Source organism: Pseudomarimonas salicorniae, from assembly GCF_023156535.1.
Taxonomy (GTDB): Bacteria; Pseudomonadota; Gammaproteobacteria; order Xanthomonadales; family Xanthomonadaceae; genus Pseudomarimonas; species Pseudomarimonas salicorniae.
On the sequence record NZ_JALNMH010000002.1, the window covers coordinates 57,665 to 70,075 of the forward strand.

Consider the following 12,411-nt stretch of genomic DNA (forward strand, 5'->3'; position numbering starts at 1 on the left):
CATGGGTGATGCGCTGAAAGAGGGCGAACTGTTCGCCGCGGTCGACCTCGGCTCGAACAGCTTCCACATGGTCGTTGCCCGGCACCTGCTGGGCCAGCTGCGTACGGTCGACCGCCTGCGCGAGACCGTGCGCATGGCCAATGGCCTCGACGCGGAGGGAGGTCTGACCGGCGAGGCCATGGCCCGCGCGCTCGACTGCCTGTCACGGCTCGGCCAACGGGTGCGCACCCTGCCCGACAACCGGGTCCGGGTCATCGCCACCAACACCGTGCGCCAGCTGCGCAATCCGCAGGGTTTCCTGGTGCCGGCCGAGACCGCGCTGGGCCACCGCATCGAAGTGGTATCGGGTCGCGAGGAGGCGCGCCTGATCTACCTCGGCGTCGCCCACGGCCATCCCACCGCGCCGCGCAAGCGCCGTCTCGTGATGGACATCGGCGGTGGATCGACCGAGTTCATCATCGGCATGGGCGACCTGCCGATCGAACGCGAGAGCCTGCAGATGGGCTGCATCGCCAGCACACGGCGCTTTTTTGCCCACGGCAAACTCTCCAAGAAGCGCTGGAAGGAGGCGCTGACCGAGGTCTCGGCCGAGTTCCAGCAGTTCGCCGCGGCCTACCGTTCGACCGGCTGGCAGGAGACCTTCGGCTCCTCCGGCAGCATCAAGGCGATCGGCGAGATCCTCACCGAGATGAAGCTCTCGCGGGGTGTGATCACCGAGCCGGCGCTGAAGAAGCTGCGTGACACCCTGCTCGAGTTCGACGGCGTCGACGATATCCGCCTGCCCGGCCTGTCCGAGGATCGGCGTCCGATCATCGCCGGCGCCATCCTGGTGCTGGAGGCCGCGTTCAACGAACTCGGCATCCAGCGCATGCAGGTCGCCCAGACCGCGATGCGCGAGGGAATCCTGATCGACATGCTGGGTCGCGCCAGCGACCGCGATCCCCGCGACGCCTCGATCGCCGCGCTGGCCAAGCGCTACGACGTCGACCTCGCCCAGGCGCAACGGGTGGAGCAGACCGTGCTCGCCCTGTTCGAGCAGGTGGCCGAGCGCTGCGGACTCGGCGAGGAGGAACGCGACCAGCTGGTCTGGGCGGCGCGGGTCCACGAACTCGGCCTGTCGATCGCGCACAGCCAGTACCACCGCCACGGCGCCTACCTGCTGCGCCATTCCGACATCGCCGGCTTCTCGACCCAGGACCAGCAGATCCTGGCGACACTGGTCCGCTGCCACCGTCGTGAGATCTCGCGCAACGCGATCTCGGCGATCCCCGAACGCGACGCGCAGTCGACCCTGCAATCCCTCGTTCTGCTGCGGCTGGCCGTGCTACTGCACCGCAGCCACGACCCCTCGCCGCCGCCCGCCATGGAACTGGCCATCGATGGCGGCAGCGTGCGCCTTACCCTGCCGGCGGGCTGGCTCGACGCCCATCCCCTGACCCGCTCCGACCTCGACGCCGAACGCGAATACCTCGCGCCCTTCGGCCTGCTGCTGCACATCGAAACGCGCTGAGTGCGACCACCCGTCCGCAGCCCGGGCGCCCGGCGGCGGGTCGGGGCGCGAAGCTCGCATTCGCCCCGGTGCATCAATTGCGCCGATGTTCTGTGGGAGCGCCCTTGGGCGCGACCGTGGAGTTCGGCTCTAGCCGCGGTCTGAGGTGAATCCTTAGCGCCGCGGTCGCGCCCAAGGGCGCTCCCACAGTCTGGCTTCGCTGGGCGTCAGCGAAGCCCCAGAGGGTGTGCCTTGCGGGCGTTCGGACGGTATGCCCGGTGCGGCAAGCCGCACCCTATGAAGGTCTGCTTCGCGCCCGAAGCTGTCGAAACGCGCGAAAGCTGCTCCGCGCCCAGAGGCACTTGACAGTATCGTTTACGCGCGTAATCTGTGCTCAACGATTACGGACGTAAACCTTCCATGCAGATCAGCGAAGCGGAAAGCCGGGTGATGGGCGTGCTCTGGGAGCGCGGCCCCTCCACCGCCGAGGAGGTCTTCCAGGCCCTGGGCGACGCGACCGACTGGCAGGAGGCCACGGTCAAGACCCTGCTCAACCGGCTGCTCAAGAAGGGCGCACTGGAGGCCGAGCCCGAGGGGCGCCGCTACCGCTACCGGCCGCAGCTGGCGCGCGAAGAGTACGTGCTGGCGGAAAGCCGCGGCCTGCTCGACCGGCTGTTCGACGGCCGGGTGGCACCGCTGGTGGCGCACTTCAGCCGCCACGGCAAGCTGTCGAAACGGGATGTCGAGGAGCTTCGCCGACTGATCGGGGAGATCGATGATGGGCGCTGAGCTGATCGCTTTCCTCATCGAAGGGACGCTGGCCACCAGCGCCGCCCTGCTCGCCGTGCTGGCCCTGCGCCGGCCGATGGCCCGTACCTTCGGCGCCGGCTGCCTGCCCCTGCTCTGGGCCCTGGTACCGCTGGCCCAGCTGGCGGTGTGGCTGCCCGCGCCGGAAAAACAGGCGACGGCGACCTGGCAGATCCTGCCTGCCATGGCGCTGCCTGCCGCCGTCGGCACGAGCCTCCCCGCGGCGCCTGCCGGTCCTTCGGGAAGTCTGCTCCTGGCCCTGGCCTGGGGCCTCGGCGGTGTGCTGGCCCTGATTTACTTCATGCTCCAGCAGCGCCGATTCCGCCGCCGTCTCGGCCGGCTGCAGGTGCTCGACGATGGCGTGCTGCGGGCGGAATCCAGCGAGGTCGGACCGGCAGTGCTCGGCCTGGTCCGGCCGCGGATCATCCTGCCGGCCGACTTCACCCAGCGTTTCAGCGAAGCAGAGCAGGCCCTGATCCTGGCTCACGAGCGCAGCCACCTGCGTCGCGGCGACGTGGCCGCCAACGCCATCGCCACGGCGCTTCGCTGCATCTACTGGTTCAACCCGCTGGTCCACTACGCGGCCCACCGGCTGCGCCATGACCACGAGCTGGCCAGCGATGCCGAGGTGGTGCAGCGCTACCCCCACGCGCGCCGGCAATATGCCGACACGCTCCTGAATGTGCAGCTGGCCGTCCCTGGACTGCCGGTCGGCTGCCTATGGCAGTCCAGCCATCCCCTGAAGGAACGCATCCTTATGTTGAGTACAGTCCGCAATTCACCCGTCCGCCGCCGGATCGGCACTTCCCTGGTCGTCGCCCTGGCGCTCTGCTCCGCCGGCATGGCGTGGTCGAACCAGCCCGCTTCGCGGCAGGACGCCTCCTTGTCCGCCGCCCCGGCGCCGTTGCAACACGCCCTGGTCGAGGTGGATTTCGACGGCCAGACCTATGCACCGGAGGTAAAGTTCGATCCAGCCACCGGTTTCTCGATGGGGTTCGATGAGCCAGGCAGAAGTTGGCGCGCCAGCTTCGCGTACGACCCCGAGCACGCACAGTTCAGCAGCGCGGTGTTCGAGTTCAACGGTCAGCCGGCAACGCCCGTGGACCTGCTGGCCCTGAGCCGCGGCGAGCAGGTCACCACCACTGCACCGAATGCGGACTCGAGCCTGCGCCTGAAGGCCAAGGTGACGCCGGTTGAGCCGGCAGATGCGGCAGCGACCAAGGGCTCTTCGCCGGTCGCCGAGACCGGCCCGACCTACCGCAGGCTGGCGCCTCCGACCTATCCCGAGGCGGCGATCGCCGCCGGCCAGGAAGGCGTGGTCCTGCTGCGGGTCCTGGTGGCCGCGGATGGCCGCCCCGAGCGCATCGAGGTCGAACGCGCCACGCTCCCGGGCGTGTTCGATGCCGCCGCCCGGGAGGCGGTCGCCAAGTGGACGTTCAATCCGGCCACGCGCGACGGTTTGGCGGTCAGCGCCTGGAGCCAGGTGCCGATCTGCTTCAGCCTGGACGAGAGTAGTTCGCAACCGGCCTGCGCCGGCGACAGCGGGGCCCTCGACGCGATCCATCTGCGCCCCACCCAGCCGAAGACCTGAGGCCGTTCCCGCGCCCCGGCGCCGACGCGCCGGGGCGTGCCCGATGTCACGCACCTGCCACCCGCGGGTCATCACCGGATCACACCCGCTGCCGACACTTCCCGAAACCGGGGAGTGCGCATGCACGTTGCCATCGTCACCGAAACCTATCCGCCGGAGGTCAACGGCGTCGCCCTGACCATCGAAAGGCTTGAGCGCGGGCTCGGCGAGGCCGGGCACCGGGTCAGCCTGGTCCGACCGCGGCAGCGCGACGAACGCGGCCGGCAGCGGGCGTCGGAACTGGTGGTGAAGGGCGCGCCGATTCCGCGCTACCCGGAGCTGCGCTTCGGTTTTCCGGCCGGGCGCCGGCTCCGTCAGCGCTGGAGCAACGACCGGCCCGATGCGGTCTACGTGGCGACCGAAGGACCGCTCGGCTGGTCGGCGCTGGGCGCTGCCAGGCGCCTCGGCATTCCGGTGGCGGCGGGCTTCCATACCCGCTTCGACGACTACATGCGGCGATACGGGCTGCCTTTCCTCGCCCCCTTGGCGCTGGGCTGGATGCGCCGTTTCCACAACCGCGCCCAAGGCACCCTGGTGCCGACCCGCGAACTCGCGGACTACCTCTCCGCCCAGGGCTTCCGGCGACTGCACCAGCTCGGCCGGGCGGTCGATTGCAGCGTGTTCGATCCGGCACGCCGGGACCGGACGCTGCGCACCGAGTGGGGCCTGGACGACGGCGAACTGGCCGTCATCCACGTCGGACGACTGGCTGCCGAGAAGAACCTGCCCCTCCTGGTTCGCGCCTTCCGCGGACTACAGGGGGTCGAGCCGGATGCGCGGCTGGTGCTGGTCGGTGACGGCCCCGAACGCGTCCGTCTGGCGCGGGCGCACCCGGACTTCATTTTCGCCGGGGTCCACCTCGGGGCGGCGCTGGGCCGGCAGGTCGCGTCGGCCGATCTGTTCCTGTTTCCGAGCCTCTCCGAAACTTTCGGCAACGTCACGCTGGAAGCAATGGCTGCCGGCCTGCCCCTGGTCGCCTTCGACTATGGCGCGGCACGCGAGGTGGTGCGTCATGGAAAGAACGGCTGGCTGGTCGCTCGCGATGACCCCGAAGGCTTCGTCGCCGCGGCCCGCACCCTCGCCGCCGAGCCGGCCCTGCGCCAGCGCCTCGGCGCCGCCGCGCGCCGATCGATGATTGAGTCCGACCCGGCGGCACTGGCCCGCCGGTTTGCCGATCTCCTGGCGGAACTGCCCAGACCGGAGCTGCGCTGATGCCGACCAGAGCCCTGATCTTCGATGGCGTGAAACGGCGCGAGCTGGCCTGGTGCCTCGCCGCCAACCGCTGGGCCCGCGGCGGCAGCGCCGGGCGGGTGTTCACCTGGATCAGCCGAGCCGGCGACGGGCCGATCTGGTATGCACTGATGCTGGCCGTGGTCATGCTGGACGGCTGGAACGGCCTATCCGCCTCGGTGCACATGGCGGCCACCGGCCTCGTGGCCCTGATCCTTTACACGCAGCTCAAGCGGCGCACCCGCCGTCCGCGCCCGTTCAGGGACGACGCACGCATCAAGGCGATCACTCCGCCGCTCGACGAATTCAGCTTTCCCTCCGGCCACACCCTGCACGCCGTTTCGTTCACCATCATCGCCGTGGCCTGGTATCCGGCGCTTGCCCTGATCCTCGTGCCGTTCACCGTCGCCGTGGCCGCGTCGCGGGTGATCCTGGGCCTGCACTATCCGAGCGACGTCGCTGCCGCCGCCCTCATCGCCTCGGTACTGGGGCTGGGCTCGCTGATTCTCGCCGCCTAGGATTCCTCCCCGATCCGGCACCGTAGACGGTGCGAGCGCCCTCTTCCCGGGCGACTGGGCTAGGCTTGGCCCATGGTTTCGACGTCCCTGATGGTCGCCCAGCTGCTCGGCGCCCTGCTGCTCGCGGGCGTGCTCGGCACGTTCTGGCGCCAGTATCGCCAGGCCTACCTTGGCTGGTGGTCGATGAGCTTTGTCGCGCTGGCGCTGTATCTGGCCACGGTGATGGTGGCCTACCAGTTCCGGGCCGGCGGATCGGTGGCCACCGATCCGGGAATGATCGGACTCGCGCTCGGCTACACCACTCTGGGCTTCCTCCAGCTGCTCACCCTGTTGATCGGCCTGCACCTGCTGATCCGACCCGAATGGTCCCCCGCGCGACGCCCGGTGCTGCTTCTTCTCGCCTGCCTGCTGCTGGGCGCCTTGGTCACCCTGCCCTACGCCACGGCCCCGGACGGCAACCTGTCGCGGCTGTTCCTGCGCACCGGCCTGCGCTACCTGCTCACCGGCCTCGCCCTCATCGCAGCCAGCATCGGCGTGCTGCGGGCCCGCGCGCCCTGGCACGCGGGCCGGTGGCTGGTCGCGGCCGGCCTTGGCCTGTACGGAGTGCTGCTCGCCGTCATGGGTACGATGAGCATGCCGGCACTGCCCACCGCCGGCAGTGCGACCCTCGGCCTGCTGGCGCGGCTGCAACCGGTGGTGGAACTGCTGGCCTACCAGGTGATCGGGCTGGGCCTGGTGATCTGGCTGCTGGCCATCGAGCGGCGCCGGGCCGAGGCCGCCGACCGGCGGGTACTCACCCTCAGCCGCAGTGATCCGCTGACCGGCCTGCCCAATGACGCCGGCCTGCGCCACGCCCTGCACGCGTGGTTCACCGCCCATCCCGGCCAGAACGTGCTGCTGGCAATCGCCGGCCTCGACAACTTCCGACTGGTCAACCAGACCCTTGGCATGCACGGCGGGGATGCGGCACTGGCCGCCCTGGGACAGCGCCTGACCCGGCGGCTGCCCGCCGGCCTGCACGTCGGCCGCTTCGGTGGCGACCAGTTCCTGCTGTTCACCGCGGACGACGACTCGGCGCTGGAACGACTCGCCGATCTTCAGATGCTGATCCACGAGCGCCTGCAGGTCGGCGGCCAGAACGTGCCCCTGTCGGCCAGCATGGGCTGGTCACGGCTGCGCTCCCCTTCGGCCTGGGACAGCGTGTTGCGCGAGGCGGAGATCGCCCTGCATGCCGCCAAGATGCACGGCGACGGACAGTGCCTGGGCTATTCGCGCGACATGCGCGGCCGGCTGCAGGACTGGGTCAGCCTCTCCGACCAGGTCCAGCACGCCTTCGACAACGACGCCTTCGCCGTGCACCTGCAGCCCTTGTTCGACTGCCGCAGCGGCGCGCTGGCCGGGTTCGAGGCGCTGGCGCGCTGGCCGCACCCGCGGCGCGGACTGCTCGGGCCGGGTGCGTTCCTGCCGCAGCTGCAGACCTTGCGCCTGATGCCGCGCTTCGACCTGATGATGCTGCGCCGCGCGATCACCCTGCTGGGCTCGGAGCAGGGCGGGCGGATTCCGAGGCTGGCAGTGAATCTGTCGGCCGAGTCGCTCGAACACCCGAGTCTTGTCGACGACGTCGGTGAGCTGCTCCGCCGGCATGGGGTGCCGGCCGAGCAGCTGCTGGTCGAGGTCACCGAAGGCGCGGCGATGCGTTCGATGCAGGGTGGGCTCGATGCACTGCGGCGGCTGGGCGAGCTGGGCGTGGCGGTGGCGGTGGACGATTTCGGCACCGGCTACTCGTCGCTGACCTATCTGAAGGACCTGCCCGCGCAGTGGATCAAGTTCGACCGCGCCTTCATCGCCTCGCTGGGCGAGACCGAGCGGATGGTGCTGGAGGCCCTCGTGCCGCTCTGCCACAGGCTGGGTCGCCGGGTGGTCGCAGAGGGCGTCGAGACGCAGGCGCAATTCGAGTTGGCCCGATCGCTCGGATTCGACCTCGCGCAGGGCTACCTGCTCGCCCGCCCGACCGAGGCGGACGAGGCGCTCGCGGTCTGGCTGCCCGCCGAATCCAGGGACCAGACCCGGCGCGCCGGTCTCGAAGTCCCCTGAGCCGGGTCCCAGCCTGGCCAGACCCGGCATGGTCCGGATCTGCCGGCAGCCCGTGCAGGTTGCCCGCCCGCCCTTGCACCCTGCCCCGGCGAGCGCTGGCACCGGGCTTCGGGAGATCACCCAACACACTGATTTTATTGACATCCTCTCGATTGGCACGGGCCTTGTTTGTCCATGGATGCGTCCCTGCTACGACGCCCACAAGAAATCCATGCAGAGGAGTTACATCATGATCAAGAAGACCCTTCCGTTCGCCCTGTCCCTTGCCCTCGGCGTCGGCTTCGGCGGCGGCGTCGCCATCGCCGATGACCATGCCGACCACGACCGCACCGTCGGCCAGGTGATCGACGACTCGACGATCACCGCCAGCATCAAGACCAAGCTGATGGATGACGAGCGTACCGAGGCCTTCGACATCAATGTCACCACCAAGAGCGGCGTGGTCACCCTGAAGGGTGGCGCCGACAGTGAGGCGGCCCGAGACGTGGCCACCCACATCGCCCGCACCACCGAAGGCGTGGTTTCGGTCGACAACCGCATCGTGGTGGCCCCCGAGGGCAGCCTGGCCCGGCGTGAGGCCAACACCGCGACGCTGAGCGGCGAGGCCCGTGCCGAGGCGGCGGAGCTGGGCGAGAAGTCCAAGGACGCCTGGCTGACCACCAAGGTCAAGAGCCAGCTGCTGGCCGAGGATGATGTCGACGGCAGCAAGATCAACGTCGAGACGAAGAACGAGGTGGTTCACCTCAGCGGCGTGATCGAGAGCGACACCATGAAGGCCATGGCCATCCGCATCGCCGAGAACACCGAGGGTGTCCGCGATGTCGATGCCAAGCGGCTCAAGGTGATCGAGGGCTGAGCATCGCCCGACTGAGGCAACTCCAAGCCCCTGCGCCGCGCCCCTTCTAGGGCGCGGCGCGCTTGTTTTCGGGCAGCGCCTCGAAGAGCCGGTCGCGACCGCCGGCCTTGGCCTGGTAGAGGGCCGAATCGGCCCGACCCAGCAGCCATTCGGCCAGCTGGTCCGGCGTCCGGCCGGCCCCGTTCCTGCAGCTGGCAATGCCGATGCTGACCGACACCGGCACCCTCATCCGGCCAACCGCCAGCGGCGAGGCCTGGCGGATTCGCTGCAGCAGGCGCTCGGCGAGCGCCAATCCCTCCCCGGCGGACGTATCCGCTGCAAGCACGGCGAACTCCTCGCCGCCGATCCTCGCCACCATGTCGGCAGGGCGGACCGACTCGCCCAACAGCCTCGCCATCTGGCGCAGCACCTCGTCACCGACCGGATGCCCGTGGCGGTCGTTGATCCGCTTGAAGTGGTCGATGTCGACCAGGAGCAGGACCGTGGCGCCGTGGCCCTCCACGCAGCGGCCGGTCGCCAAAAGCAGTCGCTCGTCGAAATGCCGGCGGTTATAGAGGCGGGTCAGCGGGTCGGTGATGGCCAGCTCCGCCAGGCGGCGGTTGGCGGCCTCCAGCTCGGCCGTCCGCTCGGCCACGTCGCGCTCGAGGCTGCTCGCGGCCTGCTCCAGCTCGGCGCGCCGGCGACCCAACGATTCCATCAGCGTGTGCAGGGCCATGCTCAGCTCGACCGACTCGCGGTAGCCGCGGACCACCGCGAAGTCGCGCGATTCGCCGGCGATGATCTGCTTGGCCTCGCGCGACAGGCGCCGCAGCGGGCCGCTGATCAGCCTCGCCATCACGCTGGCAAAGGCCAAGGCCAGCAAGGCGATGACGCCGGCGACGCCGGCAATCGCCCAACGGACCGGGCCGATCTCGCTCAGCGCCTGCTCGCGCGGCACGCGCACCAGCACCGACCAGCCGAGGCCGTTCGCCGTCGGATGGCCGGCAGTGGCAGCCAGGCCGACCAGGTAGCGCGACTCGCTCATCAGCTCCCACATCGGCCGACCTTGCGAAGCCGGCGGTCCGATCAGCACGGCGCCGGCGCGGTTGATGATCAGCACCTCGACATCGCCGAGCGGCAGGACCTGGCGGCCCATGCGCTCCTGCAGGGCATCGGCCCAGCCCAGCGAGAGATGCGCGCCCAGCACGCCGACCGCGCGGCCTTCGGCATCCAGCACCGGCGCGGCGACATCGATGAACAGGGGGGCACGGCTGCCTTCGGGCGCGGTGACTGTCGGGGACAGCGGCCCGGAATCGTGGGCGTCGCCCAGGAACGGCCCCTGTAGCGCCTCGCTGAACCAGGGCCGCTCGGCCACCGAAAGACCTTCGAGGCGCGGATCACTGGCCGCGATGATCCGACCCTCCCCATCGCTTCGGGCGATCCAGGCGTACTCGGGTACTTCCTGGCCCAGCTGCCGGAACACCGCACGCATCTCCACCGGGTCGGCGTCAGCGCGCGCCATCACCGGCAGGCTTGCCAGTAGTCGCATGTCACCGAGGCGCTCGGCCAGCGCGTCGTCAAGGCGCTGGGCCAACGACATCGCCTGCACGGCGATCCGCTGTCCTGCCCACTCGGTGAGGATGCGATGCACCCGGTCACCCACCGCCCAGGACAGCGAGACCGCCATCGCCACGACAAGCGCCACGTACGACAGCAGCAACGACCGGCGCAGGCTGGCGCCGCGGGTGCCGGACCTCACACGTTCAAGCATTCGGCCAGGCCGATGGAGGACGGTGGGTAACGTCGATGGGACGAGCCAACGAGAAGATTCCGCAGCAAGGACCCCGGCATTCTCGCCGCTGGGACGGGCGCTGACCATCCGGAAGCTCACCGACCGCCGCGGGCGCCCAGAGCAGCCAAACCACTGTTGCCCGGGCTCGACGGCCCTGCGGGGTGACGCCGCAGGTGAATCGGCGCCAAACGGAACCCGCGACCAGGACGGCCGCGGGCGAAGGTCCTGCCCGGGTCAGACCCGGCAGCGGCGATCAGTGGACCGGCGCGCCCGCACAGCCCGTCTCGCTCTGCACCGACTTCAGCTGGCCCTTGAAGTCCAGCACGCCGGCGAAGGTCAGGTTGGCCCAGTCGTCGAAGTCGTCCAGCTTGCGCATGGCGGTGCCACAGGTCGCCGCGTCATTCGGGTTCAGGTCCATGGCCAGACCTTCCTGCAGGGTGCCATCGCGGTTCCAGTCGATCGCCGGATTGCCGCACACGCCCTGCGGCTCGCGCAGCGCGTTTTCGTCCAGGCTCAGCCGGTCGCCGCGGGAGAAATCGTCAGCCGCGAAATCGCCCTGCGCGTCACACTGGGTATCGACGCCCTGGAACTGGTAGCGGTAGTTCATCAGCGAGTTGTAGTTCGGCTTGTTGTTGCACTCCTCGAAGCCGCCGTGATGCAGGCCCAGCAGATGACCCACCTCGTGGGCGATGGTGCGGGCCACATTGCTCTCGCTGTTCTGGCAGTACAGCGAGACGATGGCGTCGTCGCCGACGATTTCGGCATAGCCCGAGGAGCTGCTGCCGCCGTTGTAGCGGTGCGGCATCATCACGTAGCGGAAGTAGCCCAGTCGCGCAGGATCGAAGTTCTCGTTCTTGATCTGATGGAAGGTTGCGTCGAGGCTGCCCGGGAGAATGGCGTCATGTCCCTCGATGCGGTTGCCGCCGACAAACAGGCCGCCCTGGCCGTAGTCCTGGATCACGTTGATCCCGCTGCTGCCGTCCGGATTGAGCACCGGCGCCGAGGCGAACATGGCGGCGACACGGGCGGCGATGGCAGCGGTGGGGCGCTGGCTGTGGGGGCCGCAGTCGTAGCTGCTGTCGAACCAGTCATACTCGATCAGCAGATCGCGACGCAGCGGGCTGACGCCGAGCGCCGGCAGGTCGAGCCCGGTCTCGGCACCCAGCACCTCCTCTCCATCACGCAGGCCGTCCCCATCCGTGTCCGCGTGATCCGGGTCGGTGCCGGTATCGGAGACGCTGACAAAGCGCCCCGTGTTGGTCTCGACGCAGTCCGGGAGCCCATCGCCGTCGCGGTCACTGTCGCAGTTCTGCTGCGAGCTGGCGGCGACTTCGAAGCTGTTCTGGAACAGCGTATCGGCCGACACCTTGCCCTTGGGAGAAGCATCCAGGATTCCGGCCAGCAGCGCCTGACGCGCGGCGAACGCCTCGCGGGCCTGGTCGCCGTAGACGACATCGGCGCTGGCAGCGCTCGCCACACCTCCCAACATGCAGGCAATGGCGAGACGCTGGAAACGGAACTTGCGGGACATCGGGTTTCTCCTGGTTCGATTCGCCCTGGGGCGTTTGAACAAGGAATTGCAACCGCGATGCCAAGCTGGAGTCCTTCTATGTTTTCCTTATTTATCTTTTACTTACAGCTACATCATGAGGCGTGATCGAAGCCCGCTTCAGCCGGCAGCAAGGCTTGTCCTGCAGGCTGCGGATCCGTGCCCGGCGCAATGCAGGGCGAGGCGCTCGCGAAACTGATCGGCTCATTAACAGAACCGTATACGCCTGATGAAGAAGCCGTTGTTTGCCCATGGAGTCGCCCGGCGGGAACTTACCTTGGGATCCGCCCCTGCCCCGCCCACAACATGACGTTCAATCGGAGATGGATCGGCTGCAGCATCCGGCACGCCCAGCAGCATCGGGTCTGTCCGGTCGAGCTTGGCCTGCCTCACCGAGGCGCCGGCAGGCCAAGGCGAACTGGCCGCCCTGGGCATGAAGTTTGGCAAGGGGTGGACAGCGCGACCGG

At 69.1% G+C, this 12,411-nt stretch carries 9 protein-coding genes; 7 read left to right on the top strand and 2 right to left on the bottom strand.

All coding sequences use genetic code 11. The annotated features are described in order from the left end of the window. The first annotated feature begins 1 nt into the window (after position 1). The 7 genes from ppx to M0G41_RS02820 all read left to right on the top strand — a co-directional run bounded on the left by ppx (position 2) and on the right by M0G41_RS02820 (position 8,624). A complete protein-coding gene (gene ppx, locus M0G41_RS02790; protein WP_248204807.1) occupies positions 2-1,510 on the top strand; it encodes an exopolyphosphatase in 1,509 nt (502 codons plus the stop codon). 399 nt (positions 1,511-1,909) lie between these two features. Further along, complete coding sequence (locus M0G41_RS02795; RefSeq protein WP_248204809.1) at positions 1,910-2,278, top strand: BlaI/MecI/CopY family transcriptional regulator; 369 nt, start codon at positions 1,910-1,912, stop codon at positions 2,276-2,278. Next, the gene (locus M0G41_RS02800) at positions 2,268-3,887 is read left to right on the top strand and encodes a TonB family protein (RefSeq protein ID WP_248204811.1); all 1,620 of its coding nucleotides are present in this window, start codon (positions 2,268-2,270) and stop codon (positions 3,885-3,887) included. The genes M0G41_RS02795 and M0G41_RS02800 overlap by 11 nt, the downstream gene beginning before the upstream one ends. A gap of 120 nt (positions 3,888-4,007) precedes the next feature. Further along, positions 4,008-5,138, top strand: a complete 1,131-nt coding sequence (locus tag M0G41_RS02805) for a glycosyltransferase family 4 protein (RefSeq protein ID WP_248204813.1) — start codon at positions 4,008-4,010, stop codon at positions 5,136-5,138. Further along, the gene (locus M0G41_RS02810; RefSeq protein ID WP_425511229.1) at positions 5,135-5,674 is read left to right on the top strand and encodes a phosphatase PAP2 family protein; all 540 of its coding nucleotides are present in this window, start codon (positions 5,135-5,137) and stop codon (positions 5,672-5,674) included. Before M0G41_RS02805 ends, M0G41_RS02810 begins: the two co-directional genes overlap by 4 nt. 72 nt (positions 5,675-5,746) lie before the next feature. After that, complete coding sequence (locus M0G41_RS02815; RefSeq protein ID WP_248204817.1) at positions 5,747-7,768, top strand: putative bifunctional diguanylate cyclase/phosphodiesterase; 2,022 nt, start codon at positions 5,747-5,749, stop codon at positions 7,766-7,768. 229 nt (positions 7,769-7,997) lie between these two features. Continuing rightward, entirely contained in the window at positions 7,998-8,624 is a 627-nt protein-coding gene (locus M0G41_RS02820; protein WP_248204819.1) for a BON domain-containing protein, read from the top strand. A 46-nt stretch (positions 8,625-8,670) separates the two neighbouring features. On the opposite strand, the gene M0G41_RS02825 is transcribed toward M0G41_RS02820, so the two are convergent. Both M0G41_RS02825 and M0G41_RS02830 read right to left on the bottom strand, forming a co-directional pair. Further along, positions 8,671-10,374 carry a sensor domain-containing diguanylate cyclase gene (locus tag M0G41_RS02825; protein ID WP_248204821.1) on the bottom strand — a complete coding sequence of 568 codons (1,704 nt, stop codon included), beginning with the start codon at positions 10,372-10,374 and terminating at the stop codon, positions 8,671-8,673. A gap of 274 nt (positions 10,375-10,648) precedes the next feature. After that, positions 10,649-11,926: a hypothetical protein gene (locus M0G41_RS02830; protein ID WP_248204823.1), complete on the bottom strand. Its 1,278-nt coding sequence runs from the start codon at positions 11,924-11,926 to the stop codon at positions 10,649-10,651. Positions 11,927-12,411 lie beyond the last annotated feature (485 nt).